Source organism: Aeromicrobium sp. CTD01-1L150, from assembly GCF_041951745.1.
GTDB lineage: Bacteria > Actinomycetota > Actinomycetes > Propionibacteriales > Nocardioidaceae > Aeromicrobium.
Genome location: NZ_CP169555.1, coordinates 2665083 through 2688798, shown reverse-complemented (window position 1 = coordinate 2688798; position 23716 = coordinate 2665083). Strand labels below are relative to the sequence as shown.

Here is a 23716-nt window from a genome sequence, read left to right as displayed (position 1 = left end):
GGACGTGCCAGCTCGGCGAGTCCCATGACTAATGGATACAGATCAGTTGACACCATTAGGAACGTCTGGGCAGGGTGGTGGGCGCGGCCGTGGTCGGGGAGAACGAGCCGGGTACCCGTCACGAGATGTCTGGCCGTCCGGCCGATGCAACCGAAGGAGGAGAACGTATGCCTCGTGTGACGTTGTCGATCGTCGTCGCGGTCCTGATGGTGCTGAGTCTGGGGGCGGGTGCCTCGGCCGAGGACACTCCCGACGACACGGCCGAGGGCGGCCTTGAGCTGACCGCGGAGCAGAGGGCGGATCTCGATGCCCGCGCCGACGAGGCGCTGCGCAGCTCCAAGCCGGGCGGCGAGCGCGTCGCGCCGGACAAGATCGCCTGGAAGGAGGACGGCGTCGTCCTCACCCTGGCCGTCGAGGGCGACACCCGTGCTCCCTCCCCGCCTCCCGCCGGACGGGTCCGCATCTACGACAAGCGCGGCTTCGAAGGGAACAGCCTCACGTTCTACAAGTGCGGAGAGTACAAGCTGCGTCACTGGAACTGGACCAACCGAACATCGTCATGGTGGAACAACCAGTACGACCGCGAGTGGGGTTCGCTCTTCGCCTGGAAGGGTGACATCTGGCAGATCATTCAGCGGAAGATGGCCGTCTACAAGAACGTCTGGCTGGAGGGCGGGACGGAGAACACCGCAGACATGGTGAGGCTCTGTGACTGACTGCTCCCGGCTGCCCCGCGGCGGCCTCCGCCAACTCAGATGGCTCGGCGAGATCGTACGTCCAACATCGAGGGGATGTTCCACATGCAAAAGCGCCCTCTGAGCGGCAGGGTCACTGCCTTGGCACTGCTGGCCAGCGGCACGATGGTGGCGTTCACGTTCGCTCCGGCGGCCCATGCGGCCGACGACCTCACCTACTGTTCCGGCGCGATCGAGGACGAGACGATCCCCGGCGACCTGGAGGTGCGTGCAGGCGACTCCTGCGAGCTGACGGACGTCACGATCGAAGGTGAGCTGCTGGCCGGCGAGGAGTCCAGGGTTCTTGCCCGGTCGAGCACGTTCAAGAACGGGATGACGGTCGAGTCGGGCAGCCAGGTGCAAGGCAACCGTGCCTTCGTATCGGGTGGTGAGCTGACCGGTCGCGGTGGCATGATCGCCCTCCACGAGTCCAGCGAGGTGTGGGCGAGCTTCGTGTCGGAGCAGCCCGACGGCGACGAGCTGACCGTCTACGAGTTGTCGAAGTCCCAGCACATGGGGGGCATCCGCATCGACCGAGGCAGCGTCCATCTCTTCGACAGCAACGTCAGCGGAAACGTGACGGCGGCCGATGGTGGTCAGGTCACGGTGGACGGCTCCAAGGTGGTGAAGGACTTCACCGTGGCCGACATGACATGGGGCGCAGTGATCTGTGACTCCGAGGTCTACGGCGACGTCCGTGTGGAAGGCAGTGAGGGCGGTGACGTCCAGCTCGGTGGCTTCTCCGAGTGGAACAGCTGCGGCGAGAGCACGAACCACTTCGACAAGGACGTGACCATCTCGAACAACAACGCGCCGATCACCGTGTACCACAACATCATCGTCGGAACGCTGTCTGGTGACGGCAACGAGTACGAGCCGGAGGGCTCGCTCAACCTGGTGCGTGGCGGACAGGAGGGTCAGTTCGCGGACCTCGAGCCCTGACGCGAGCCGGGCCGACGCAGTCAGGGCGTGGACCGGCCAGAGCGCAGACGATGCGTGATGATGCCGGCATCGAGGAGACCGGCCACCGCGGCCACGGCGAGGACGGTCACCGGGAGCCAGTACGAGGTGCCGATCGTGGTCACGATCACCACGGCCGCGACGCCGCACAGGACGGCGCCCACCAACGCCGTGGCGCGGCGCAGCCGCAGCGGGCTGCGGGCTCTGACCGGCTCACGGCCCGAACGGTCGCCCCACATCAGACGGCACCGACGAGGACGGTCCTGGGCCAGCCGGCCTCACGACGGTCCAGCGTCTCGTACGCCTCCAGCACCGGTGTGCTGGGTGCAGCACCCTGGGTGAGCACGCGGGCGGAATCGGCGTTCATGTGTCCCGGGACCTCCTCGGCTGGTTTCCACAGAGGACGTACCCAGTATCCCTGTCCTCACACGCCTGAGCCCGCCGACGACGACGTGACGGCGGGGCTCAGGCGGCATGCGGCGCAGGCCCGTGGGCCCGTCGAGGAGTTCGCCCCCGAGCTTCGCGGCGCGTGGGACGTGTCTCGCCAGGACCACGAGCGCGCGGTCCTGCTGAACCGGCCCGGGTCGAAACGGTGTGGGGCGGGCCAGGACGTCGGGTGGTGGTTGGTCCTCCAGACATCGTGGATGATCGGGCAGCCGGCTGGGATCGCCACACCGTCCCATGTGACGTCACGTGTGGCACGCGCGGCACCTGGCCCAGGGCAGGGGCCGTGCCCATCGCCTCGCCCAGACCGCCCACCAGCCAGCCGACCGCCACGAGCGGGCGTCGCCGATCCGTTGGAGCGAGGAGCGTTTGCGGCCCGTCGCGACGGGAACGTCACGAACATGAGAACGGCATGGAAGAACGTGTACGACCAGCCAGGGCCGTTCGCCACCGTGCTGGCCGACGTGAGCCTGGCGAGTGAGAACGGTGCCAGCGCCGTGGAGGCCCTGGCCCAGAGCATCGGTCAGGACCTGGATGGCTTCGGGGCGCCGCCCGAAGTGGTGGACGGGGTCCGGGGTCGCCTCGCAGATCCAGTGCACGACCCGGCCCCTCGCAGCCGATACATCGTTGCCAGCGCTGCGGGCGTCCTGGTCGATGAGGTGATCCCCGTCGCGGTGACCACGCCCGTGGTGGAGTGGGAGCCGCTGCCCGACCCCGGCCCGCTCCTGATGCACGAGGCCGAGGCGCGGCCCTTCGTGCTGGTCCGTGTCGACCACGAAGGCGGCGACGTGAGGACGGTGGGCGGCAACACCTCCGAGGGGCGGACGCAAGCTGCCGGCGAGAGCGGCCCAGAGGTCCACAAGGTCCGCGGCGGTGGACTGTCACACCTGCAGTGGCAGCGCACGGCGGAGAACCTGTGGCGGGACAACGCACGTGAGGTCGCATCCCTGGCGCAGTCCCGCGTGGCCGAGGGGCACCGCCTGGTGATCGTGGCCGGCAGTGTGGAGTCCCGCCAGGAGGTGGTGTCGATCCTGCAGGAGGGGCCGGCGAAGGTGGTGGAGCTCGATCGCGCCGGCAGGGCGAGCGACGGCAGCACGGACGCGTTGTGTGAGGACATCGAGCAAGTCGTGCGTCTCCATGCGCGGGAGCGAGTCGACAGGTTCCTCGAGGAGGTCGCAGAACGACTTGGCCAGCGGCATGCGGTGGCCGTCGGCGCCGCCGAGGTCGCCGATTCGCTGGGGCAGGGCGCCGTCGCCACAGTGGCGATCGATCCTGCGGCGGCCGGCCGCGGGACGCTCGACCCCGCCGACCATCCCGGACTCCCGGTCGCGCCATCGCCAAAGGCTCGGATCCGTGCCGACCTCGTGCTGTTCGCCGGCGCGAGTCGCACCGATGCCGCCGTCGCTGTGGTCGACACGCAGGCCCTGCAGGGACACGACGCCGTGGGGCTCCTGCGCTGGGATCCATGAGAGTGCTGGGATCCATGAGGGCGGTGGTGACCGCTGCCACCGGCACCGTGGGCACCGCCGAGGTCGTGTGAGCCTCGAGCCTGGCCACGAGTCACTCCGCACGGGCTTGGCACGGTCCGCGCATGAATGTGCGCCGGAGGGGAACACACCCGTCAGAGTCTTGGAGAGGAGGCCTCATGAGCCAGCAGTTCCCTGAGCCGGAGACCAGCCGTGCTGAGCGGGTCGAGAACGAACCCGAGGAGAGGTCGACGGACGAGAGCCTCGTCGATGCGCTCGCCGACGACGAACGGCTGCCCTTCGACGACGAGCCGGTGGAGCAGCTGGACGACGAGCGGGCGGTGACGACGTTCGAGGAGGATCCGTGAACGACGAGCAGTTTCCACCACAGCAGCAGCACCCACCCGGCGAGACGGTACGCATGGTCCCGGTCCCCGACCATGGCGAGCGTTCCTACGAGGGTCACGGCCGGCTGGAGGGCAAGGTCGCTCTCGTCACCGGCGGTGACTCCGGCATCGGCCGCGCCGTCGTGATCGCCTACGCCCGAGAGGGTGCGGACGTCGCGTTCACCTACCTGCGTGAGGAGAAGGGTGATGCTGAGACCACCTGCAGCCTCGTGGAGGCGGCAGGACGCCGTCAACTCGCGCTCGAGGCCGACCTTCGTGACCGCGACGACTGCGACGAGGTCGTGCGCAGGACCGTCGAGGAGCTCGGCGGACTGGACGTCCTGGTCAACAACGCCGGCTTCCAGATGGCACGCGAGCAGGGGCTCGAGCAGATCACCGACGAGCGGCTGGACCAGACGTTCAAGACCAACCTGTACGCGTTGTTCTGGGTGACGCGCGCGGCCACGAAGCACCTGCGCAGCACGCGGGGTTGCATCATCAACAACACCTCGATCCAGGCCTACGAGCCGTCCACCTCGTTGCTCGACTACGCCGCCACGAAGGCCGCGATCAACAATGCGACGGTCAACATGGCGGCCGAGCTTGGGCCGTCCGGCATCCGCGTCAACGCGGTGGCCCCGGGTCCGATCTGGACGCCTCTGCAGCCGGCGACGCAGCCGGTGGAGAAGGTTGAGCAGTTCGGTGCCGACACACCCCTGGGTCGAGCGGGCCAGCCTGCCGAGGTCGCGCCGGCCTTCGTGTTCCTGGCCGACGAGGCGCAGGCCAGCTACGTCTCCGGCACCGTGCTGGGTGTGACCGGTGGCAAACCGGTCTTCTGAGAGAGGAGTGGGAACCATGCCTGGACAGGGCAGGGGCGATGACAACCCCAGTCTGAAGAATCCTGAGATGTATGAGGAGCTGCGGGACGAGGGCGCCTCCAAGGAGAAGGCCGCGCGCATCTCCAATGCCGCTGCCCGGGACAGCGAGAAGCAGGTCGGACACCGCGGCGGGAAGGCCGGCTCCTACGAGGACTGGACGGTTGATGAGCTGAAGGATCGTGCCAAGGAGCTCGACATCGAGGGCTACTCGGACAAGACGAAGGACGAGCTCATCGACATGCTGCGCAACCACTGACCGATCAGCGAAAGGACGAGTGCGTCGTGTGCTCGTCCGCAGGGACATCTCGATCAGACGACTGGACGGATGCATGAGAAGGAGACGCGCATGACGACGAACACGGCCACGCTCGCTCCACGTCAGGGTGCGGTGGTCCTCGATCTCGGCAGTGAGGACGACCTCGCGGAGCTCCGTTCATTCAGGGAGTCCGAGGGCGAGATCATCGTCTGTCTCCGGCGGGAGGGGCTGCCCGTGCCGGACTGGTTCGCGACGCTCACACGTGAGCTGGGCTCTCGACACGCCCTCGTCGTCATCCGATACCGCGGGTCCACCGTCACCGTCACCGACTGCCGGGGTGTGGAGCACTCGACCCGTCCGGCCGGTCTGGACACGGCGGTCGTGGGCGCAGTGCGAGGTGCACTCGACTGCTCGACCCCGGGCTATCGAGAGGTCACGGTGTGGTGAGAGAGGGCCGCTGAGCGACTGGGACGCGAGTCCACGTCGTCGGGGCCCAGCGCGCCACCGGACACTGACGGCAAGGGAGAGAGCACGGTGGAGACCAACATCTTCGTGCTGGGGTTGGACCAGTCCAACCTGGAGACGCTGGAGGCACTTCCGCACGCTGACTACAGGTTCCACGCGCTGCTTGACAAGGATCGGCTGATGAACACCGGGACGCTGGACCTGGCGACGCTGCTCGGTGATGCGCAGGCACAGCTGGAGGCCTTCCCCGGCTCGGTCGACGCGATCGTCGGGTACTGGGACTTCCCCGTCAGCGCGATGGTGCCCATGCTGTGCCGCCGACTCGGGCTGCCCTCGGTGAATCTCGACGGCCTGGTGAAGTGCGAGCACAAGTACTGGAGCCGTCTGGAGCAGCAGAAAGTGATCGAGGAGGTTCCCAGCTTCGCGATCATCGACCCGTTCGAGGACGACGCGTTGCCGGAGGGGATGGACTTTCCGGTGTGGATCAAGCCGGTCAAGTCGACGTCGTCAGAGCTCGCGTTCCACCTCAAGGACCAGCAGCAGCTCGATGAGGCACTGGCTGAGCTGCGCGACGGGATCGCCAAGTTCGGCAAGCCGTTCGAGTTCGTCATGAGTCATGTCGACCTGCCACCGCACCTGGCCGACATCGGGGCCATGGAGTGCCTGGTCGAGGCGGACATGGGTGGCCACCAGGTCACGGTCGAGGGGTTCGAGTTCGACGGAGTCATCGAGATCTACGGCATCATCGACTCCGTCACTCGTGACGACACCCCGAGTTTCCTGCGCTACCAGTACCCCTCGACGCTGCCGGAGCACGTCCGCTCCCGGATGGCAGACCTGTGCAAGAAGGTCATCGGCCAGATCGGCTTGCGTTCCTCGACCTTCAACATCGAGTTCTTCTGGGAACCAGACGGCGATCGTGTCCAGCTGCTCGAGGTCAACCCGAGACACTCGCAGTCCCACGACCACCTGTTCCAGCAGGTCGACGGAGTGGCCAACCACGAGGCGATGGTGCGGCTCGCGCTCGGTCTGTCGCCCGACCTGCCCCATCGTCGGGGCCAGTTCGCGATGTCGGCGAAGTGGATGTTGCGACGTGTCGCCGACGCCACGGTCGTCCGGGTGCCCACCCCCGCCGAGGTCGCCGAGGTCGAGCGAGCGGTCGACGGGGTCTCGGTCGACGTCGTCGTCGCGCAGGGCGACCGACTGTCCGACCTCACGCACCAGGACAGCTACAGCTACGAGCTGGCGAACATCTATGTCGGGGCGGCCGACGAGGCCGAGCTGACCGAGAAGTACGAGCGGTGTGTCGCGATGCTGCCATGGGAGTTCGACGAGTAGAGGAGGACGCCGAGACGATGCGGACCGTGAGCTCGCTTCCCCAGGACGTCACACAGGACGAGCACGTGTGGATCACGATGCCGGACGGCGTGCGTCTGGCCGCTCGGGTCTGGCGACCTGCCGACTCTCGCGAGCATCCCGTCCCTGCGGTCCTGGAGCTGATTCCCTACCGCCAACGGGACCTCACCGCGCAGCGCGACTCCATCCACCATCCATACATGGCCGGTCATGGCTATGCCTGCGTCCGCGTCGACCTGCGCGGCAGCGGCAACTCCGAGGGTGTCCTGTCCGATGAGTACCTCGAGCAGGAGCTCAGCGACGCCGAGGAGATCCTGGCGTGGCTGGCCGAGCAGCCCTGGTGCAACGGTCGTACGGGCATGATGGGCATCTCCTGGGGCGGCTTCAACGCGCTGCAGGTCGCCGCCCGTCGTCCCCCGGGCCTGGGTGCGATCGTCACGGCGTGCTCGAGCGACGACCGGTACGCCGACGACGTGCACTACATGGGCGGGTGCCTGCTCAGTGACAACCTCTCGTGGGCGTCGACGATGTTCGCCTACACCTCTGCTCCGCCTGATCCCGCGGTGGTGGGCGAGCAGTGGCGCGAGATGTGGCTCGAGCGACTGCGCGGCAGCGGCCTGTGGTTGTCGGAGTGGCTCACCCACCAGCATCGCGACGGCTACTGGCGCCACGGCTCGGTGTGCGAGGACTACGCGGCCATCGAGTGTCCCGTGATGGCGGTCAGCGGGTGGGCCGACGGCTACTCCAACGCCGTCTTCCGGATGCTCGAGCACCTCCGGGTGCCGCGTCAGGGCCTGATCGGCCCGTGGTCGCACAAGTACCCGCACCTGGGTGAGCCGGGGCCGGCGATCGGGTTCCTCCAGGAGGTCGTGGCCTGGTGGGACCACTGGCTGAAGGACGTGGACAACGACGTCATGGACGCACCGATGCTGCGCACCTGGATGCAGGACAGCGTGCCGCCCCTGACCGCGTACGAGGAACGTCCCGGCCGTTGGGTCGGGGACCCCAGCTGGCCGTCGCCACATGTCCGGCCATCCGTCCACCCCTTGGCACCGCACCGCGTGGCACGTCCCGACGAGCAGATCGCCCCCGAGCGGCACACCGTCGAGTCGCCGTTGTCGGTGGGTCAGTTCGCCGGGAAGTGGTGCTCATACAACGCCCCGCCGGACCTGCCGTACGACCAGCGTGAGGAGGACGGTGGTTCCTTGGTGTTCGACAGCGAGGTGCTGTCCGAGCGTACCGAGATCCTCGGTGCGCCGGAGGTCGACCTCGACTTCACCGCCAGCCAGCCCAACGCCATGGTCGCGGTCCGGCTCTCCGACATCGCGCCTGACGGCCGCGCGACCCGGGTGACCTACGGACTGCTCAACCTCACCCATCGCGAGGGACATGCTGATCCGCAGGACCTCGTCCCGGGGGAGCGGCACCGTGCGCGGGTGACGTTGAACGGTGTGGCCCACGCGTTCGCTCCCGGCCACCGGATCCGTGTCTCGGTCTCGACCTCGTACTGGCCGCTGGCCTGGCCGCCACCGGTCCCCGTCCAGCTGGATGTCTACACCGGTACGTCGCAGGTCACGTTGCCGATTCGGTCGGTGCGGGAGGCCGACGAGATCAGCGTCCGCCCCTTCGAGGACCCCGAGGGCGCGGAGCCGATCCCGGTCACCCAGGTGCGTACCGGTGAGCACCGCTGGGAGGTGAGCCGAGACCTGGTCGACTACGAGTCGGCCCTGGAGGTCATGAAGGACCTCGGCGTCGTGCGCTTCGAGGACATCGACCTGGAGGTCACGCGGCGCACCGACGAGCGCTACAGCTGGGTGGGTGACGACTTCGACTCCGTCGAGGGACGCACCGACTGGCTCATGGGGTTTCGCCGAGACGGCTGGAACGTCGAGACGGTCACCCGGACCATCCTCAGCTCGACCGCGGACGACTTCTGCCTGCACGCACAGCTCGATGCGTTCGAGGGCGGGGAGCGAGTGCTTTCCCTCAACTGGCAGGAGAGGGTGCCGCGTCACCATGTCTAGTGCGGCCGGGATTGCGCGGCCCCTGCTGTGGGTACGCACACGGGAGAAGAGATCGAGATGAAGAAGGGAGAGGCCTGTCATGGCATCGACGACCGACACCGGTCAGATCACCGGGACGACGGACGAGCACTACGACATCATCTGGTTCACCGAGGCGTGCCTCAGCAACGCGCTGCGCATGGAGACCTACATCGAGGATGCCGAGGAGTCGGGAGACGACGAGCTGGCCGACCTCTTCCGTCGGGCCCAGGCGGACAGCCGCAAGGGTGCGGAGCAGGGCAAGCAGCTCCTCGCCCGGCGGCTCGCGTCCTGACCGTCGCCAGGACGGTGACTCACAGGTCCGCGACAGGAGAGGAGGGCGACGATGGCCACCTGCGAGGTGTGTGGCAACGACTACGACAAGAGCTTCGAGATCGCTGCGGCGGGTGAGCGGCACACGTTCGACAGCTTCGAGTGTGCAATCCACAAGATGGCGCCGGTGTGCGAGCACTGTGGCTGCTCGGTGATCGGCCACGGGCACGAGGTCGAGGGTCACTTCTACTGCTGTGCCCACTGTGCGCGATCTGCTGCGGGAGTCGAGGCTCTCGCGGACCGGGCCTGACCGGGGCACTCACGGTTCCTGACTGGACCGCTGCGGGCGGCCACGGGCTCCCGCGGCCGCGTCGGCAGCCCCGTCCACCTCGCTGGCATCCGGTGAGGGCTCCGTCGGTGGTTCGTCGGTGTCCGGTTCGGTGTCCGGAGATGTCGCGGGATCCACCGGGCCGTGATCATCTGCTGCTGCAGGCCTTCTGGGGCGAGGGAGCTTCATGCTGCAGGAGTACCCCGTGCATGGAGGGTTGATGCGTCGGCTCCGCGACGCATGCTCGGGCACTCTCAGGCAGCCTCCGGGTGTGCCTGCCGCTTCAGACGGTCCAGCAGGGCCGTGAGCCGGCGGGAGACCTGCATCTGGCTGATGCCGAGGCGATCGCCGATCTGCCGCTGTGTGAGCTCCTCGACGAAGCGCCAGTGCAGGAGCTGTCGCTCGTCCCGGCTCAGCCCCCCGCACAGGTTGCAGAAGGTGACCCATTCCTCGACGGCGTCGAGCCGACTGTCCACCTGGGGGAACGGGTGGCCCGCCTCCTCGGCGGCGTCGGTGGAGTCGCAGGTGAAGCAGCCGCGAGCCGCCATCGCCTCGCGGACCTCCGCGACGTCGACATCCAGGTGGTCGGCGATCGTCCGGACGTCGGCGTCGCGGGGATTCCGCTCGCGCTCGGAGCTGATGCGGGCCTGGAGCTCCTGGAGTCGACGTGGGGGACGCACATCCCAGGCGACGTCACGGAAGTAGCGCTTCAGCTCACCGCGGATCGTCGCGGTCGCGAACGGCGCGAACGCCCCGCGGGACTGGTCGTAGTGGCGAGCCGCCTTCACCAGGGCGAGCCGTGCGACCTGCTCGAGGTCCTCACGCTCGACCCCACGGCCCGTGTACGGGCGGGCCAGTCGGGCGGCGAGTGGAAGGTGTTCGTGGATGAGTGCGTCGGTCGAGGTGGCCATCGCGTCCTCCTGGATGAGACGAGGTGTGACGGCTGGTGGCTCAACCACTTCTCACGATGCCTCGGTTCCCTCAGTGAGGCAAGATCGACCTCGAAGTTGTTCGGAGATTCCTCACCTAGGGTGGCTCTCGCGGCGTTCGTGCCGTCGGCGAGAGCGCACCGTCTGCACAGGAGTAGGCCATGGACACTGCCCCGGAGGTCGGCGCCGACGCCAAGGGTCGCAACCCGCTCGACCTGGAGTTCTCCAGGATTGCCTTGGAGCTCCACGACGCCAGCGGCAGCGAGCAGACCATCGAGCGCATCACCGAGTACGCCAGAAGTGCGATCGGGAGCGAGGACGCGGGCGTCCTGCTCGTCCACACACGCAGCCGGATCGAGACCGCCGCCGCCACGAGCGCCACGGTCGCGAAGGCCCATGCGCTGCAGGCAGACCTCGACGAGGGTCCCTGCCTGGACGCCCTCCAGGTCCACGACACCGTCGTCCGCATCGACGACGCGGCTCAGGATGAGCGCTGGCCGCGCTGGTGCGCCGCCCTCGTGGACCTCGGCTTCCGGTCCGTCCTCAGCGTGCCACTCGCGACCTCGGACCGGCTCTATGGCTCCGTCAACCTCTTCGCCGTCCGTGCCGATGCTTTCACCGTCGACGATGAGGCCGTCGCCAGCATCCTTGCGCGACACGCGTCCGTCGCGCTGGCTGCCTCGCACGACATCGAGGGGCTCCGCAAGGCGATCGATGCGCGCAAGCTGATCGGCATGGCCATGGGCATGCTGATGGAGCGCTTCTCCATCGACGGTGATCGCGCCTTCCAGGTCCTGCGGCGGTACTCCCAGGACCACAACGTCAAGCTGCGGGATCTCGCTGAACGCGTCGTCAGCGGTGGCGACCTTCCGTCGGACTGAGCGTGAGCCCAGCACGCCGGCGTGCATGGAGATCTGGCGGGCCGGGTACCTCGGTGGTTGGGCGGCCCCGTTGAGCACACAGCGGGGCCGCCGCAGGGACGTCCCCGTGCGGGTTTGCCAAGCCTGCCCCACGGGTACGCCGTAGCTGTCCGCGACCAAGGAGGCTTCATGAACGCGATGGTGGGTGAGTGGAGGCCGGACGGACGACCCACGGCCCTCGGCGGGAGCCCCGGGGTGCCGAGCCGATGAGGGCGGGGCAGGCACTGACCTCAGCAGCCGCTCGATGGAGCGTGACCGTCGCCGGTGCGGTGCTCCTGGCCGGCGGGGGCCTCGTGGGGGTCGTGCTGGTGCGCCTCGACGTCCTGGCGGCCCGACCGTGGGGCTACCTCGCGCTCACCGCAGGGGTGATCGGTGCCGTCTGCGGGCTGGTCCTGGCCGTCGTGCGGGCCCGGGCCCTCACCAAGCAGTGAGAGCCGGGTGCTCAGGGCGACCAGCGGCGCAGGCTGGGCTCACCGTGAGTCTCGCTGCAGCTCGGCTCCCATGAGCTCCACCAGGGTCTGCAGGCCCTTCAGCGGTCGGACCATGACCGTGAACTCGACGAGCAGGTCGTCGGCGTCCCAGCGCAGGAAGTCGATGCCGTGCACCTGGACCCCCTCGAGGTCGGCGGTGAACTCCAGGACGGCGGAGTCGGCGTGCACCAGCTCGCGCTGGTAGGACAGCGACGGGCCGAGCACCACGAGTGCCGCACGCAGGTAGGCCGTCGTCAGCGCGCGACCCTCCTGCGGTGTGTGCACGGCGGGGGAGCGGAAGACGACCTCGTCGGCCAACAGGGCATCGAGGCGTTGGAGGTCTGCGGTGGCCACGACTTCGTGCCAGGCGGCAACAGCGGGGGCAGTGCGCATGGGCGGCTCCGGCGACGGCAGACTGAAACGAGCGGTCAACATCTATCACGGGAGTGCCGAACTCTGGCGGGAGGAACTGGCCTGGCCTTCACCAGCGCGCCGGCTCGTCGGGCCCACCTGGTGGGCTCACGGCCGCCGGCGCAGAAGGCCTTGACACAATCGACCCAGCCGTACCGACCGAGGAGAAGAAGACCGTGACGTTGCCCGAAGTCCTGCGTGGTCCCCTGACGTTGCCGGTGGTGGCGTCCCCGATGTTCATCGCCTCCGGCCCCGAGCTCGTGACGGCGCAGTGCAAGGCCGGCGTGATCGGCGCCTTCCCCGCGCTCAACGCCCGCCCCGCGAGCCTGGTGCGTGAGTGGCTGACGCAGATCAGCCAGACGCTCACCGAGCACACGGCGCAGCATCCCGACCGGCCGGCGGCTCCGTTCGCGGTCAACCAGATCGTGCACCGCTCCAACAACCGGCTCGATGAGGACATGCAGGCCGTCGTCGACCACCAGGTGCCGATCGTCATCACGTCGCTCGGGGCGCGCGAGGACGTCAACGAGGCCGTGCACTCCTACGGCGGCATCGTCCTGCACGACGTCATCAACGACCGGTTCGCCCGCAAGGCGATCGAGAAGGGCGCCGACGGACTGATCGCCGTCGCCGCCGGCGCGGGCGGGCACGCCGGGACGCTCTCGCCGTTCGCGCTCGTGCGCGAGATCCGTCAGTGGTTCGACGGGCCGGTGATGCTCTCCGGTGCCATCGCGCACGGCGCCTCGGTCCTGGCCGCCCAGGTCGCGGGGGCGGACTTCGCGTACGTCGGTTCGGCGTTCCTGTCCACCCACGAGGCCAACGTCGTGGAGGGCTACAAGGAGATGATCGTGAGCTCCGCGGCCTCTGACATCGTCTATAGCAACCTGTTCACCGGGGTGCACGGCAACTACCTGCGCGGCAGCATCGAGGCCGCCGGCCTGGACCCCCAGGACCTTCCCGACTCGGACCCGTCGGCGATGGACTTCGGGACCGGTGACGGCACCGGGGAGGCCAAGGCCTGGCGTGACATCTGGGGCTCCGGCCAGGGCGTCGGGGCCATCGAGCGTCGCCAGTCGGTGGCCGAGCTCGTCGAGACGCTGCGCGAGCAGTACCAGAGCGCGCTCACCACGCCGGTGTGGACCGGCCGGGAGCGCGCCTCGGTGTCGGCAGGAGCCTGAGCGGCGTCCCCGCTGTCGCTCAGGGCGTCGTGGCCGCTCCGACGTCGGCGTAGCCCTCGCGGAAGGTCGGGAACGTCGGCACCCAGCCGGTGGCGCGCAGGCGCACGTTGGACAGCCGCTTGCCGTGCCCCGGCGTGTCCGTGGGGGCAGCCGGGGGGTCGAGACCGAGACGTTCGGCGAGGAAGGCGGCGACCTCGCCGAGCTTGGTCGGTCGGTCGTCGGTCCCGATGTAGAGCTGGTCCGGCTGGTCGGCGACGGTGAGCAGATGGACGACCGCGGCAGCGGCGTCGTCGCGATGGATGCGGTTGGTCCATCGGTCCGGGTCGCCGATCTGACCGGAGCGGACCCGGTCCTGCAGGCGTCCGTTGCCGTGCCCGTAGAGCCCGGACAGCCGCAGCACCGTGCCGTGGGGCAGCCGCCGGAGAAACGTCTGCTCGGCCTCCACGAGCATGCGCGCCGGGCCGTCGACGGGGCGCGGCGGGGTGCACTCGTCAGTCACCGGGACCGACGGGGCGTCACCGTGAACCGCGGTGGACGAGACGAGGACTGCTCGGCGGGGTGGGCCTCGCAGGGCGTCGAGCGCGCGCAGCATCCCGTCGACGTAGGTGGCCCGGTACGACTCCTCGGTGCGTGGCCGCGCGGTGAGGGCCACCACCAGCAGCTCGGGCTGGGACTCCGGCAGGGAGGGAGTCTCCCGGGTCAGGTCGACCGAGACACCCCGCAGCGCAGGTGGGACCAGCCCGGCGCTGCGTCGTAGGGCCACCACGTCGTGACCGGCATCGGCGAGGCGCTGCCCGACGTCGGAGCCGAGCGCGCCACAACCCACCAGCAGCGCGTCCGAACCCATGTCAGCAGGCTACGACGTCCTGCGGCGCCTCAGGAACGGGCGTCGTCCTCGCGGTCCGTGAGGCTCTCGTGCTCCAGGGCAGCGGCGAGGCGTCGTGCCGTCTGCGGGTGCGGTGAGACCAGCCGGACGTCCTGGACGTGGCTGGTCGTGGCGAGGATCGAGGAGACTGCTGCGTCGATCGCCTCATCGAGCGGCCAGCCGTAGACGCCGGCGCCCACCAGGGGAAAGGCGAGGCTCGACGCACCGAGCTCGTCGGCGACCTCCAGCGAGCGTCGGTAGCAGGAGTCCAGGAGCGCCCGGTCACGCTCTCCCGCGGCGTGGTTCGGCCCGACCGTGTGGATCACCCATGTGGCCGGCAGGTTGCCCGCAGTGGTCCAGCCGGCATCGCCCGTCGCGAGACCGTCGGGGAAGCGGGCGATGCAGTCGGCCAACACCGTCGGTCCACCTGCACGGTGGATGGCGCCGTCAACCCCACCGCCGCCGCGCATCGCGGTGCTGGCGGCGTTGACGATGGCGTCGACGTCCTGGGTGGTGATGTCGCCGTGGACGGCAGTGGCGGTGGGCACGGGTCGATCTCCCTCGCGTCGGTCAGGACGGTGCTGGTCAGAAGGGGCTGGTCAGAAGGGGCTGGTCAGAAGGGGCTGGTCAGAAGGGGCTGGTCAGAAGGGGCTGGTCAGAAGGGGGGCCACGGGACGGCGGGCATGTCCCCGGACGGGGCCGGGAAGGTGCCGGAGGCCAGCAGGTCGTCGCAGCGAGTGACGAGCGCCTGCACCTCGCGTTCGGTGAGGAAGCTGGAGAGCACCTGGTCGAGGGATTCGTCCAGCTGGCCGCGAAGACGCCGCACGCCGGTCAGCTCGTCGTCGGTGAGGGGTTCGCCGAGCCAGCCCCACAGGACGGTGCGGAGCTTGGGGTCGGTGTGGAAGGTGAGGCCGTGGTCGCAGGCGTGCCGGTGACCGTCGGGCATCTCCAGCACGTGGCCTCCCTTGCGGTCGGCGTTGTTGATGACGACGTCCATGACCGCCATCTGGCGCAGAACGGGGGAGTCCTCGTGCACCAGCGAGACGGTGCTCCCCTCGGCGTCGATGCCGTCCAGGACATGCCTGGTGCCCGAGGGAGTCTCGCCCGCGGGCACCAGGGTGACGGCCTCCTGGTCGGGGTCGGGCTCGCGCCACAGCTGCACCATCCCGGTGCCATGTGGTCCTTCGCGCAGCCACGTCGGTGGGACGAGGTCCCAGCCGAGGGCTTCGGAGACCATGTACGAGGCGACCTCACGGCGGGCCAGGTCGCCGTCGGGGAAGTCCCACAGTGGACGCTCGCCGGCCACCGGCTTGTAGACGACCGTGATGTCATCGATCGTGCCGACGAACGTGGCGTTGGAAGCTGAGACGATGCGTCCGGTCAGGGAGAGCTCACCCTCCGGGAGCTGCAGTGTCCTGGTCACTGGAAGTCGTCGGGCAGGGTGCAGACGTGGCCAGGGTCCATCGGCACCTCGCACAGCGTGCAGATGGGACGTCCGGACTCCACGATCTCTCGGGTGCGCTTGGCGAAGGCGCGGGCGGCTCCCACGGGGATGCGAACCACGAAGACCTCGGTGGGGTCAGCCTCGTCGGCATCCACGGCCTCGTCGTCGACCACCGGCATCGGGAAGGCCTCAATGACGATCTGTGCCGTGGACGGGTCCCAGCCCAGACTCATCATCCCGGCTCGGAACTGCTCCACGACGGGCTGGTCGAGTGGGTCGTTGTCGACGAGGCCGTCGGGGGTGATGGCCGGGACGCTGAACGGGTTGCCGTCCTCGGCCATGAGGGAGTCCAGGACCTCCTCCAGGCGTTCGGCGAGTGCCGCGGACTGCTCCTTCTCCAGCGACACGCTCGTGATCTCGGTCCCCGCGCGCGCCTGCAGGTAGAAGGTCCGCTGGCCCGGCTCGCCAACCGTGCCGACGATGAATCGGTCAGGCCAGTCGAAGCCGTGGACGGTGGTGGGCATGACTCCATGCTAGGACCCGCCGGGGCATGCCAGCGAGGGCCCGGGGGCGATCGACCTGGGTTCTCCACAGCTTCGAAATGTTCTCTGGTGGGTGTCGGTGGGGTCGTCTAGATTGGAACACAACAGCGATTGAGGGATGTGTTTCCGTTGGCGGCGCCGGTGCTGGAATCCACCACTGATGTGGTTGGTGTGCTCGCGCGGGTGCATGAGCTGTTGGGATCGGTGGCCACGTCTGAGTTTGCTGGGTTGAGTGGGGCGCAGCAGCGTGAAGCGGCGACCTCGCTGTCTCGGCTGGAGGCGAGGGTGACGGCCTACAAGCTGGCCGCCGTGGCGGCGGTGGAGTCCTCGGGTGAGGCGCGGCGGCAGGGGGCGACGTCGACGGCGTCGATGTTGTCGAACGACTTCGGTGGCGATCGTCGTGGTGCGTGTGGCACGGTCCGGCGGGCCAAGAAGATCGAGCAGACACCCCAGTCCCATGAAGCCATGGCCCAAGGCCGGTTGAGTGCCAAGCAGGCGCGGGTGATTGAGAAAGCCCTGGACCTCCTGCCAGATGACACCAGTGACAGTGCGCGGGAGGCGTGTGAGACGCAGCTGGTCGAGGACGCACCCCGGATGGATCTACGGCAGCTCCAACGCCAAGCAGACCGGATCATCGGCTCCTTCCTTGCCGACTGCGATGAAGACACTGCGGTGGATGCTGCGGAGAACACCATCGTCGAAGAACGCGAACGCCGTGCCTGGAACACTGCGGAGTTCTGGATGGGCGCCCCGATCGATGGGACCGTCAAGGGCGGCTTCACGATCCCCGAGGCCCAGGCCGCCCACCTGCGGGTGGTGCTGGATGGCTTGTGTGCCCCGCAGGTCGAGATCACCGTACCCGGCCAGACCAGCCGGACCACGGGTGGAGTGTTGCTGGACGAACGCCCGTCTTATGGCCGTCGTCAGGGCTGGGCGTTCACCCACCTGTGTGAGCTCCTGCCAGTCGACCGGTTGCCGGAGACCAACAATGTTGGTCCGATCATGACCATCAACATCGACCACCAGACCCTGCTCGACCAGCTCAAGGTCGCCGTCTTGTCCACCGGAGAGACCCTCTCTGCCGGTCAGGCGCGGCGGATGGCCTGTGAGCACCGGATCCTTCCGGCGGTCTTCGGTGGCGATTCGCTTCCTCTGGATCTCGGTCGGGACCGGCGGTTGTATTCGCTGCATCAACGCCGGGCCTTAGAACTCGCCCAGAAGGGCTGCGTCTTCCCTGGATGCGACAGGCCACCGGGCTGGTGCGTCGTCCACCACGGCGGCGAGTCCTGGGCGGCCGGCGGCCGCACCGACCTCAAGGACGGGGTCCTGCTCTGCCCCCACCACCACCGCATCCTCCACACCGACGGCTGGGACGTGCACTTCACCACCGACGATGGCATCCCCGAGCTGGTTCCACCCGCATCCCTGGACCCCAGACGCAGACCCCGACGACACCAACGATTCCCATGACCGCGGGAGAACTCTGCCTACTGAAAGCTTGGACGTGTCGGTCTGGTGACGCGTGGTCAGGCGGAGGGGCCGGTGCCGCCGCCCACGGGTGCCTCGGCGGGTGGCGCCTCGGTGGAGGACAGCCAGGACAGGTCGCCCGCGTCGGTGTTCATCGACACCACGGTCGGACGGGCGGACGAGTACTGCACGATCGACACCGAGGCGGGGTTCACGGCGATCCGCTGGAAGAGGTCGAGGTGCATCCCGAGCGCATCGGCCAGGACGGCCTTGATGATGTCTCCGTGGCTCACGGCCGCCCACACTGCGCCCGCCCCATGCTCGGCCTCGAACGCCGCGTCGTTCTCCCGGACGGCAGTGATCGCGCGGGACTGCATCGTGGGCATCGACTCGCCGCCCGGGAAGGTCACGGCCGACGGCTGGTTCTGCACCACCGACCACAGCGGCTCCTGGGTGAGATCGGCCAACGAACGCCCCTGCCAGTCGCCGTAGTCACACTCGGAGATGCCGTCGTCGATCGACAGGGCGGCGGCACCGGACTGCTCGTCGAGGATGGCCTGTGCGGTCTGTCGGCATCGTTGCAGCGGGCTGGAGACCACGCCGACCAGCGGCACGTCCGACAACCGCTCTCCCGTGCGCGCTGCCTGCTCCACGCCGGTCTCATCGAGCGCCACGCCGGGCGTCCTGCCGGCCAGCAGACCCGAGGCGTTGGCCGTGGTCCGGCCATGACGGACGAGGAGGACGGTGGCCATACAGCGAGCCTAGTGGTCCCACGAAGAAGTCATGATTAATCGCTTGGCGGGTGGGCGTGCTCGGGCATAGTCTGACGGTGACGGGTCCGCCGGACCCACCGAACGAGGACGTCCAGTGATCACGAACCGCATCGCATGCGCGCCGAGCCGCCTGATGGCCGCTCGTGTCCCCGCTGCCGCGGTGATCGCTCGCGCCTTCGGCCCGTCGACGCCCGGCGTCAAGCAGCGCATCCGCCAGGAGTGGCCCGTGACGTAGTGCCACCATGCACCCGTCACGGGGCCGCTCCAGCGAGGCAGATGCCTGGCAGGGGCGGCCCCTTTGCATGTCCAGAGCCGGACTGTCCCGACCCACCCAGGCCCTTCGAACCCATCCAGGAGGTGAATCCATGACCACCATGACCGATCCGAGCGTGCTGACGTCCCACGGCGTCACGGTCGCGTTCGCCCACCCGGCTCCCGCCACCGGCCGTTGGGCGTGCGAGAACCTCGATCCTGACTTGTTCTTCCCCAGCGACGACGCCACGCTGGCCGATGCCCTCGCGGTGTGCGCGGGCTGCCCCATGCGCCAGACCTGTCTCGAGCTCGGGGAGGCGCGTGCCGAGAGCGGTGTCTGGGGCGGCGCCCTGCTGGCCAACGGGCGACACCTGGAGCGCGTTCCCGTCAGGGGACGACCCAAGAAGGTGCGTGCCGCCTGAGGCCTCGCGGCCGGTGCCGGTTCAGGCGCCGGCCGCGAGAGCGTCGGCCAACCCGGCCGACGGGTCGGCGAGGACGTCCATCAGGATCTCCTGCACGACGGCCAGCACGTCAGCGTCCGGCGCGACGCTAGCGGCGAACCCGGACAGGTAGAGCAGGTTCTTGAAGAACAGCACGAGATCCTTGGGCATCCGAAAGCCGTTGCGGGCGAGTACCTGGAGCAGGCGGCCCAGGGTGACACCCAGCTGGTCGAACGTCACCTGGCCGTGGGCCCGCTCGGCCAGCAGGTCCAGCTCGGCCTGCAGCTCGGCCACGACCTGGGTGACGTCGGCGTCGGGCTCGATGGCGCCGAAGTCACGCATGGCGGCCACCTGGCCCGCCGCATCCCCGGTGGCCCAGGCGGCGAGGTACTTCACCAGACCCGTACGTTGCGTGGCATCCATCCGGCCGGCGATGCCGAAGTCGACGAGGGAGAACGTGCCCGTCGAGGGATCCACCAGCACGTTGCCGGCGTGCAGGTCACCGTGGAAGACGCCGTGGCGGACCGTGGCCTCCAGGACTCCTTGGATCCCGACGTGCAGCAGTCGGTCTCCGTCAAGGTCGTGTGCGGGGTCGAGCCGGCTGTAGGAGAGACCGGGCAGGAACTCCATGACGAGGACTCGTTCGGTCACCATGCCCGGCAGGGGGCGTGGTGTGAGGGTGTGCTCAGCCCCCAGGGACTCCAGCACCGCGGCGGAGTCGACGAGGTTGGCTGCCTCGAGCCGGAAGTCCAGCTCCTGCAACGAGAGCTCGGCGAACAGCTCGACGAACCCGGACAGGTTGGCCGAGTGCGCCGGCCCGGAGAGGCGTTGGGCAGCCGCCGCCACGAGGGCGAGGGTCTCGATGTCCTTGCGGAAACGGGACCGCAGTCCGGGGCGGCGGACCTTCACCACGACGTCGGTGCCGTCCAGGAGGGTGGCCCGGTGCACCTGGCCGATCGAACCGGCGGCCAACGGCTCCTCCGCGAAGGAGATGAACCGGTCGGCGATGTCACCGAGCTCGCTCTCCACGACCTCGCGGGCGACACCGTCCGGCAGCGCCGGGGCCTCGTCGCGGCACCAGGCGAACGCCTCGACCCACTCCTGAGGGAGCAGGCCCTCGGCCGTCGCGATGAACTGACCGAGCTTGACGTAGGCCGGACCGCCGGCGCGCACCAGTCGCTGGGCTCGCTCCAGGGTTCCAGCGTTGGCCTCGGCCGGCTCGACCCGCAGACCGGCGGAGGCGGCAGCGGCAGTGAGCAGCTGCAGAGGCGCAGCGGGCGCCGCCGTGCCGAGCACCCGCAGCCCGGTGGAGACGAACCCCGCGATCGTGTCCGGCCACAGGCGTGGCCGGGCGAGCCGGTGGGCGTCCCGGGTGACGGCGGCGCGTCGGGCCTGGGCCTCGTGCGTCCAGGCCAGGGCCTGCTGCGTGAGCCCGGGCACCTCGGCGAGCCGCGCTGAGGCTCGGATCAGGCTCGGTGTGCTCGGCGGGACGCTCGGGTCGCGGGGAGGGGCGGTCATGATCTCCGACATACCGAGAGTATGTCCGGGTTCGGCGGCAGAGGCGAGCGTTCCGGGCGAGAGCCTCACCACACGTCGACGGTGCGACCACTCCCAGTCAGGCGGCCGTCGACATCGGCGGCCTCGAGCAGCCGGGCGACGATGCCTCGGGTCTCGGCGGGATCGATGACGTCATCGATCTCGAAGTGCCGAGCCACGTTGAGGGCCGCAGCGTGGGTCTGGGCCTGTGCGGTCAGCTCGCGCACCTGCTGCTCACGCTCTTCCTCGTCCTCGATGGCCTGGAGCTCCTTGCGCATCGCCAGGCGGACCGCGCCCTCCAGGCCCATCGCGCCGAGGTGAGCGCCCGGCCACGCAAGGGTCATGAGTGGCTCGTGCGTACCGCCGCCGAGCATCGCCTGGGCGCCCAATCCGTAGGCGCGGCGCAGGACGACCCCGATCATCGGCACCTGCAGCGAGGCTCCGGCCACGAGGACCCGGGAGGTGTGGCGCACCAGAGCGGTCCGCTCCGCCTCGACACCGACCATCATCCCGGGGGTGTCGACGAGCGACAGGACGGCGAAGCCATGGGCGTCGCACAGCTGGAGCAGCCTGGCCACCTTGTCACCGGCGTCGGCGGTGATCGCACCGGCGGTGTGCCGGGTGTCGTTGGCGATGATGCCCACGGTCCGTCCTTCGATGCGTCCGAGCGCGGTCGCCAGCTCGGGCGCGAAGTCCGGTCGGAGCCACGTCACGGAGTCCTCGTCACACAGGGTCTGCACGATCGGCGCGACGTCGTAGGCGCGTCGCTCACCCTCGGGCACGGCATCACGCAGCGGAGCCTGGTCGGGTGCCGTCCACTCCTCACGACGACCGAGGAAGTACCCGAGCAGCTCCCGTGCGACGTCGACGGCGGAGTCGTCGTCGCAGGCGACGTCCACCACCCCGTTGGCCGTCATGGTCTCCAACGGCCCGACCTCGGCGGCGGCCACCTCGCCGAGTCCGCCGCCGGCGATCATCGCCGGCCCGCCCATGCCGAGTGACGAGCCGCCGGTGGCGACGACGAGGTCGGAGCAGCCGGCGATGACGGCATTGCCGGCGAAGCAGTTGTCGTCGACGACGGCGATGCGGGGCACCCGCCCGGACAGTCGCGCCCAGGCAGCGAAGGTGGTGACGTCGAGCGCCGACACGAGCGGGATGTCGGTGTCACCGGGCCGGCCACCACCGCCGGAGGCGAAGAACACCGTCGGCAGCCCGAGCCGCTCGATGACGTCGAGGAGGCGGTCCGTCTTGTGGTGGCCGCGCATGCCCTGGGTCCCGGCCATGACGAGGTAGTCATAGGACAGCACGGCGCACGGGTGGCCGTCGATCGTGGCCATTCCACCGACGATGCCGTCGGCGACCGTGCGGTCCAGCAGGTCGTCGAGGCTGCGCCGGTCCTCCTGCGCCGCGGTCACGTACCGGCCGTACTCCACGAACGACCCCGGGTCGATGAGGTCGGCGACGTGCTCGCGTGCGGTGCGGCCGCCGCGCTCGTGGAGCGCCTTGACGGCCTCCGGGCGGGCGGTGTCCTCGGTGAGGGCCCGCCGTGCGAGCACCTCCAGCAGCTCGGGTCGGATGCTCATGGCCTGATCCTGCCAAGCGCCGACCGGAGGCGGTGGACCGGGCGGACGTCGACACCGTGGCGTCGAGCCCGCACAGGGGCGGGGCTCAGCTCCAGTCTCGAGTGTCCACCAGGGGCCCGTCGCCCTCGGTCAGGGTCTCGACAGGCACAACGTCGGCACGGAACCGCAGACCCTCGCGCACGCGCTCGCCCACCGCGGCGACCAGCGCGTCGAGATCGGCGCCGGGCTCGGCCACCACCTCGCACCGCAGGGTGTCGCGGTGATCGACTCGTCCGATCACGAAGCGGTAGTCCGCGACCTGCGGCAGGGTGTCCATCACCGAGGTCACCTGCGCCGGGTGCAGGAACATGCCCTTCACCTTCACTGCCGAGCCCGTGCGGCCCAGCACGCCCCGCAGACGCAGGGAGCCGTCCGGGCCGAGCGTCCAGCCGGACACGTCGCCGGTGCCGAACCGCGCCAGCGGATAGTCCGGCCGCAGGACGGTCACGACCACCTCGCCCTCGGTGTCGTCAGTGATCGGTTCACCGCTGGCGATGTCACACACCTGCACCAGCACGCCATCGGCCAGCACCATCGCGGCACCGTCGCCGTTCTCATAGGCCAGGAGACCGGTCTCGCCCGTGCCGTAGGCCATCCGCACCGTGCCGACATGTTCCGACAGCAGTACGCGCAGCGTGTCCGGCATCGGTTCTGCCGTGACCATGGCACGCTCCAGCCGCCAGCTCTGAGCTGGATGCCCGGCCTCGTGGAAACGCTCGATCAACGACTTCAGGTAGCTCGGCAGCCCGACGTAGGCCGTGAGGCCCAGGTCGGCGATCGCCTGCACCTGGAGGTCGAGATTGCCGATGCCGCCGGGCAGGACTCGGGCCCCGACGGCCCGTGCCCCTTCCTCCATCATCGCCCCGGCCGGGGAGAGGTGGTACCCGAAGCAGTTCAGCACCGTGTCCCCGGGACCGACGCCCATGTCGGCCAGGACCTGGCCCCAGCGCCAGCTGTCGGCGCCGGCGAGCTGGGGCTCATAGAGAGGACCGGGTGACTGGAAGACCCGGACAACCTCTGCGCCCTCGGCCAGGACGCCCCCGAACGGTGGCTGCTCGCGCTGCAGGCCGATGACCTGATCCTTGGGCAGGACAGGCAGTGCGGACAGGTCGGCGACGGACCGCACGGCGGTCGGTTCCATCCCTGCCGCCTTGAGCCGGGCGGCGAATCCGGGAACCTCGGCGGCCTGGCGCACCAGGTCGACCACTGCGTCCTCCAGTCCGTCGCGCAGGTACGCGTCGAGGGCAGCATCAATGGACATGACTCGCTCCTTGGCGTG

At 69.2% G+C, this 23716-nt stretch carries 30 protein-coding genes; 17 read left to right on the top strand and 13 right to left on the bottom strand.

Features of this window, described 5'->3' with window-relative positions:
* Nucleotides 1-167: 167 nt before the first annotated feature.
* Nucleotides 168-716, top strand: coding sequence for a peptidase inhibitor family I36 protein (locus tag ACEVFP_RS13280; RefSeq protein WP_374999943.1), 549 nt, complete (start codon nt 168-170; stop codon nt 714-716).
* An 84-nt stretch (nt 717-800) separates the two neighbouring features.
* Nucleotides 801-1676, top strand: a complete 876-nt coding sequence (locus ACEVFP_RS13275) for a hypothetical protein (protein WP_374999942.1) — start codon at nt 801-803, stop codon at nt 1674-1676.
* 20 nt (nt 1677-1696) lie between these two features.
* Here ACEVFP_RS13275 and ACEVFP_RS13270 read toward each other — a convergent pair whose 3' ends face one another.
* Genes ACEVFP_RS13270 through ACEVFP_RS13260 form a run of 3 tightly spaced genes read right to left on the bottom strand, consistent with a single transcriptional unit; the run spans nt 1697 to nt 2541 of the window.
* Complete coding sequence (locus tag ACEVFP_RS13270) at nt 1697-1933, bottom strand: DUF6343 family protein (RefSeq protein ID WP_374999941.1); 237 nt, start codon at nt 1931-1933, stop codon at nt 1697-1699.
* Entirely contained in the window at nt 1933-2061 is a 129-nt protein-coding gene (locus ACEVFP_RS13265; protein WP_374999940.1) for a hypothetical protein, read from the bottom strand. Before ACEVFP_RS13265 ends, ACEVFP_RS13270 begins: the two co-directional genes overlap by 1 nt.
* Before the next feature lie 57 nt (nt 2062-2118).
* Complete coding sequence (locus tag ACEVFP_RS13260; protein WP_374999939.1) at nt 2119-2541, bottom strand: cytochrome P450; 423 nt, start codon at nt 2539-2541, stop codon at nt 2119-2121.
* Between ACEVFP_RS13260 and ACEVFP_RS13255 the strand changes: the two genes are divergently transcribed.
* The 9 genes from ACEVFP_RS13255 (at nt 2540) to ACEVFP_RS13215 (ending at nt 9570) form a co-directional block, all read left to right on the top strand.
* Complete coding sequence (locus ACEVFP_RS13255; RefSeq protein WP_374999938.1) at nt 2540-3607, top strand: hypothetical protein; 1068 nt, start codon at nt 2540-2542, stop codon at nt 3605-3607. The genes ACEVFP_RS13260 and ACEVFP_RS13255 overlap by 2 nt on opposite strands.
* 176 nt (nt 3608-3783) lie before the next feature.
* On the top strand, nt 3784-3972 hold the full coding sequence (locus ACEVFP_RS13250; RefSeq protein WP_374999937.1) for a hypothetical protein: 189 nt from the start codon (nt 3784-3786) through the stop codon (nt 3970-3972).
* On the top strand, nt 3969-4829 hold the full coding sequence (locus ACEVFP_RS13245) for an SDR family oxidoreductase (RefSeq protein ID WP_374999936.1): 861 nt from the start codon (nt 3969-3971) through the stop codon (nt 4827-4829). The genes ACEVFP_RS13250 and ACEVFP_RS13245 overlap by 4 nt, the downstream gene beginning before the upstream one ends.
* Nucleotides 4830-4896: 67 nt before the next feature.
* The gene (locus tag ACEVFP_RS13240; RefSeq protein WP_374999935.1) at nt 4897-5124 is read left to right on the top strand and encodes a Rho termination factor N-terminal domain-containing protein; all 228 of its coding nucleotides are present in this window, start codon (nt 4897-4899) and stop codon (nt 5122-5124) included.
* 90 nt (nt 5125-5214) lie between these two features.
* Nucleotides 5215-5571, top strand: a complete 357-nt coding sequence (locus ACEVFP_RS13235) for a hypothetical protein (RefSeq protein ID WP_374999934.1) — start codon at nt 5215-5217, stop codon at nt 5569-5571.
* 87 nt (nt 5572-5658) lie between these two features.
* Nucleotides 5659-6927 carry an acetyl-CoA carboxylase biotin carboxylase subunit family protein gene (locus ACEVFP_RS13230; protein WP_374999933.1) on the top strand — a complete coding sequence of 423 codons (1269 nt, stop codon included), beginning with the start codon at nt 5659-5661 and terminating at the stop codon, nt 6925-6927.
* A 17-nt stretch (nt 6928-6944) separates the two neighbouring features.
* Nucleotides 6945-8969 carry a CocE/NonD family hydrolase gene (locus ACEVFP_RS13225; RefSeq protein WP_375003831.1) on the top strand — a complete coding sequence of 675 codons (2025 nt, stop codon included), beginning with the start codon at nt 6945-6947 and terminating at the stop codon, nt 8967-8969.
* Nucleotides 8970-9048: 79 nt separating this feature from the next.
* The gene (locus ACEVFP_RS13220) at nt 9049-9282 is read left to right on the top strand and encodes a hypothetical protein (protein WP_374999932.1); all 234 of its coding nucleotides are present in this window, start codon (nt 9049-9051) and stop codon (nt 9280-9282) included.
* A 51-nt stretch (nt 9283-9333) separates the two neighbouring features.
* Entirely contained in the window at nt 9334-9570 is a 237-nt protein-coding gene (locus tag ACEVFP_RS13215) for a Prokaryotic metallothionein (RefSeq protein WP_374999931.1), read from the top strand.
* Nucleotides 9571-9842: 272 nt separating this feature from the next.
* On the opposite strand, the gene ACEVFP_RS13210 is transcribed toward ACEVFP_RS13215, so the two are convergent.
* Nucleotides 9843-10499 carry a sigma-70 family RNA polymerase sigma factor gene (locus tag ACEVFP_RS13210; protein ID WP_374999930.1) on the bottom strand — a complete coding sequence of 219 codons (657 nt, stop codon included), beginning with the start codon at nt 10497-10499 and terminating at the stop codon, nt 9843-9845.
* 179 nt (nt 10500-10678) lie between these two features.
* On the opposite strand from ACEVFP_RS13210, the gene ACEVFP_RS13205 reads away from it, so the two are divergent.
* Both ACEVFP_RS13205 and ACEVFP_RS13200 read left to right on the top strand, forming a co-directional pair.
* The gene (locus tag ACEVFP_RS13205; protein WP_374999929.1) at nt 10679-11398 is read left to right on the top strand and encodes a GAF and ANTAR domain-containing protein; all 720 of its coding nucleotides are present in this window, start codon (nt 10679-10681) and stop codon (nt 11396-11398) included.
* 245 nt (nt 11399-11643) lie between these two features.
* Entirely contained in the window at nt 11644-11868 is a 225-nt protein-coding gene (locus ACEVFP_RS13200) for a hypothetical protein (protein ID WP_374999928.1), read from the top strand.
* Between the two features lie 39 nt (nt 11869-11907).
* Here the strand turns inward: ACEVFP_RS13200 and ACEVFP_RS13195 are convergent, their stop codons facing one another.
* The gene (locus ACEVFP_RS13195; protein WP_374999927.1) at nt 11908-12300 is read right to left on the bottom strand and encodes a nuclear transport factor 2 family protein; all 393 of its coding nucleotides are present in this window, start codon (nt 12298-12300) and stop codon (nt 11908-11910) included.
* 194 nt (nt 12301-12494) lie between these two features.
* On the opposite strand from ACEVFP_RS13195, the gene ACEVFP_RS13190 reads away from it, so the two are divergent.
* Nucleotides 12495-13496 (top strand): NAD(P)H-dependent flavin oxidoreductase, encoded by a 1002-nt coding sequence (locus ACEVFP_RS13190; RefSeq protein ID WP_374999926.1) that lies wholly within the window; start codon nt 12495-12497, stop codon nt 13494-13496.
* A 19-nt stretch (nt 13497-13515) separates the two neighbouring features.
* Here the strand turns inward: ACEVFP_RS13190 and ACEVFP_RS13185 are convergent, their stop codons facing one another.
* The 4 genes from ACEVFP_RS13185 to ACEVFP_RS13170 form a co-directional block, all read right to left on the bottom strand.
* A complete protein-coding gene (locus ACEVFP_RS13185) occupies nt 13516-14343 on the bottom strand; it encodes an NAD-dependent epimerase/dehydratase family protein (RefSeq protein WP_374999925.1) in 828 nt (275 codons plus the stop codon).
* 29 nt (nt 14344-14372) lie between these two features.
* Nucleotides 14373-14909, bottom strand: a complete 537-nt coding sequence (locus tag ACEVFP_RS13180) for a macro domain-containing protein (RefSeq protein ID WP_374999924.1) — start codon at nt 14907-14909, stop codon at nt 14373-14375.
* A gap of 107 nt (nt 14910-15016) precedes the next feature.
* Complete coding sequence (locus ACEVFP_RS13175; RefSeq protein ID WP_374999923.1) at nt 15017-15784, bottom strand: SCO1664 family protein; 768 nt, start codon at nt 15782-15784, stop codon at nt 15017-15019.
* Nucleotides 15781-16329 (bottom strand): DUF3090 domain-containing protein, encoded by a 549-nt coding sequence (locus tag ACEVFP_RS13170; protein WP_374999922.1) that lies wholly within the window; start codon nt 16327-16329, stop codon nt 15781-15783. Before ACEVFP_RS13170 ends, ACEVFP_RS13175 begins: the two co-directional genes overlap by 4 nt.
* 138 nt (nt 16330-16467) lie before the next feature.
* On the opposite strand from ACEVFP_RS13170, the gene ACEVFP_RS13165 reads away from it, so the two are divergent.
* Complete coding sequence (locus ACEVFP_RS13165; protein WP_375003830.1) at nt 16468-17817, top strand: DUF222 domain-containing protein; 1350 nt, start codon at nt 16468-16470, stop codon at nt 17815-17817.
* Between the two features lie 56 nt (nt 17818-17873).
* Here ACEVFP_RS13165 and ACEVFP_RS13160 read toward each other — a convergent pair whose 3' ends face one another.
* Nucleotides 17874-18566 carry a histidine phosphatase family protein gene (locus ACEVFP_RS13160; RefSeq protein ID WP_374999921.1) on the bottom strand — a complete coding sequence of 231 codons (693 nt, stop codon included), beginning with the start codon at nt 18564-18566 and terminating at the stop codon, nt 17874-17876.
* Nucleotides 18567-18681: 115 nt separating this feature from the next.
* Here ACEVFP_RS13160 and ACEVFP_RS13155 point away from each other — a divergent pair, with 115 nt between their 5' ends.
* Together ACEVFP_RS13155 and ACEVFP_RS13150 are read left to right on the top strand one after the other, a co-directional pair.
* Nucleotides 18682-18822, top strand: a complete 141-nt coding sequence (locus tag ACEVFP_RS13155; RefSeq protein ID WP_374999920.1) for a hypothetical protein — start codon at nt 18682-18684, stop codon at nt 18820-18822.
* A gap of 130 nt (nt 18823-18952) precedes the next feature.
* Nucleotides 18953-19261, top strand: coding sequence for a WhiB family transcriptional regulator (locus tag ACEVFP_RS13150; protein WP_374999919.1), 309 nt, complete (start codon nt 18953-18955; stop codon nt 19259-19261).
* 21 nt (nt 19262-19282) lie between these two features.
* Here ACEVFP_RS13150 and ACEVFP_RS13145 read toward each other — a convergent pair whose 3' ends face one another.
* From ACEVFP_RS13145 to ACEVFP_RS13135, 3 genes are all read right to left on the bottom strand, one after another.
* Nucleotides 19283-20809 carry an ABC1 kinase family protein gene (locus tag ACEVFP_RS13145; RefSeq protein WP_374999918.1) on the bottom strand — a complete coding sequence of 509 codons (1527 nt, stop codon included), beginning with the start codon at nt 20807-20809 and terminating at the stop codon, nt 19283-19285.
* 53 nt (nt 20810-20862) lie between these two features.
* Nucleotides 20863-22398: an acyl-CoA carboxylase subunit beta gene (locus tag ACEVFP_RS13140; protein WP_374999917.1), complete on the bottom strand. Its 1536-nt coding sequence runs from the start codon at nt 22396-22398 to the stop codon at nt 20863-20865.
* 85 nt (nt 22399-22483) lie between these two features.
* Nucleotides 22484-23698 (bottom strand): phenylacetate--CoA ligase family protein, encoded by a 1215-nt coding sequence (locus ACEVFP_RS13135; protein WP_374999916.1) that lies wholly within the window; start codon nt 23696-23698, stop codon nt 22484-22486.
* Between the last annotated feature and the right edge of the window lie 18 nt (nt 23699-23716).

What these genes read in the sequence shown, in the direction of transcription:
- ACEVFP_RS13280 (WP_374999943.1), top strand. Translation starts at nt 168, where the DNA reads ATGCCTCGTGTGACGTTGTCGATCGTCGTCGCGGTCCTGATGGTGCTG.
- ACEVFP_RS13275 (WP_374999942.1), top strand. Translation starts at nt 801, where the DNA reads ATGCAAAAGCGCCCTCTGAGCGGCAGGGTCACTGCCTTGGCACTGCTG.
- ACEVFP_RS13270 (WP_374999941.1), bottom strand. Translation starts at nt 1,933, where the DNA reads ATGTGGGGCGACCGTTCGGGCCGTGAGCCGGTCAGAGCCCGCAGCCCG.
- ACEVFP_RS13265 (WP_374999940.1), bottom strand. Translation starts at nt 2,061, where the DNA reads ATGAACGCCGATTCCGCCCGCGTGCTCACCCAGGGTGCTGCACCCAGC.
- ACEVFP_RS13255 (WP_374999938.1), top strand. Translation starts at nt 2,540, where the DNA reads ATGAGAACGGCATGGAAGAACGTGTACGACCAGCCAGGGCCGTTCGCC.
- ACEVFP_RS13260 (WP_374999939.1), bottom strand. Translation starts at nt 2,541, where the DNA reads ATGTTCGTGACGTTCCCGTCGCGACGGGCCGCAAACGCTCCTCGCTCC.
- ACEVFP_RS13250 (WP_374999937.1), top strand. Translation starts at nt 3,784, where the DNA reads ATGAGCCAGCAGTTCCCTGAGCCGGAGACCAGCCGTGCTGAGCGGGTC.
- ACEVFP_RS13240 (WP_374999935.1), top strand. Translation starts at nt 4,897, where the DNA reads ATGTATGAGGAGCTGCGGGACGAGGGCGCCTCCAAGGAGAAGGCCGCG.
- ACEVFP_RS13235 (WP_374999934.1), top strand. Translation starts at nt 5,215, where the DNA reads ATGACGACGAACACGGCCACGCTCGCTCCACGTCAGGGTGCGGTGGTC.
- ACEVFP_RS13225 (WP_375003831.1), top strand. Translation starts at nt 6,945, where the DNA reads ATGCGGACCGTGAGCTCGCTTCCCCAGGACGTCACACAGGACGAGCAC.
- ACEVFP_RS13220 (WP_374999932.1), top strand. Translation starts at nt 9,049, where the DNA reads ATGGCATCGACGACCGACACCGGTCAGATCACCGGGACGACGGACGAG.
- ACEVFP_RS13215 (WP_374999931.1), top strand. Translation starts at nt 9,334, where the DNA reads ATGGCCACCTGCGAGGTGTGTGGCAACGACTACGACAAGAGCTTCGAG.
- ACEVFP_RS13210 (WP_374999930.1), bottom strand. Translation starts at nt 10,499, where the DNA reads ATGGCCACCTCGACCGACGCACTCATCCACGAACACCTTCCACTCGCC.
- ACEVFP_RS13205 (WP_374999929.1), top strand. Translation starts at nt 10,679, where the DNA reads ATGGACACTGCCCCGGAGGTCGGCGCCGACGCCAAGGGTCGCAACCCG.
- ACEVFP_RS13200 (WP_374999928.1), top strand. Translation starts at nt 11,644, where the DNA reads ATGAGGGCGGGGCAGGCACTGACCTCAGCAGCCGCTCGATGGAGCGTG.
- ACEVFP_RS13195 (WP_374999927.1), bottom strand. Translation starts at nt 12,300, where the DNA reads ATGCGCACTGCCCCCGCTGTTGCCGCCTGGCACGAAGTCGTGGCCACC.
- ACEVFP_RS13185 (WP_374999925.1), bottom strand. Translation starts at nt 14,343, where the DNA reads ATGGGTTCGGACGCGCTGCTGGTGGGTTGTGGCGCGCTCGGCTCCGAC.
- ACEVFP_RS13170 (WP_374999922.1), bottom strand. Translation starts at nt 16,329, where the DNA reads ATGCCCACCACCGTCCACGGCTTCGACTGGCCTGACCGATTCATCGTC.
- ACEVFP_RS13160 (WP_374999921.1), bottom strand. Translation starts at nt 18,566, where the DNA reads ATGGCCACCGTCCTCCTCGTCCGTCATGGCCGGACCACGGCCAACGCC.
- ACEVFP_RS13150 (WP_374999919.1), top strand. Translation starts at nt 18,953, where the DNA reads ATGACCACCATGACCGATCCGAGCGTGCTGACGTCCCACGGCGTCACG.
- ACEVFP_RS13145 (WP_374999918.1), bottom strand. Translation starts at nt 20,809, where the DNA reads ATGTCGGAGATCATGACCGCCCCTCCCCGCGACCCGAGCGTCCCGCCG.
- ACEVFP_RS13140 (WP_374999917.1), bottom strand. Translation starts at nt 22,398, where the DNA reads ATGAGCATCCGACCCGAGCTGCTGGAGGTGCTCGCACGGCGGGCCCTC.
- ACEVFP_RS13135 (WP_374999916.1), bottom strand. Translation starts at nt 23,698, where the DNA reads ATGTCCATTGATGCTGCCCTCGACGCGTACCTGCGCGACGGACTGGAG.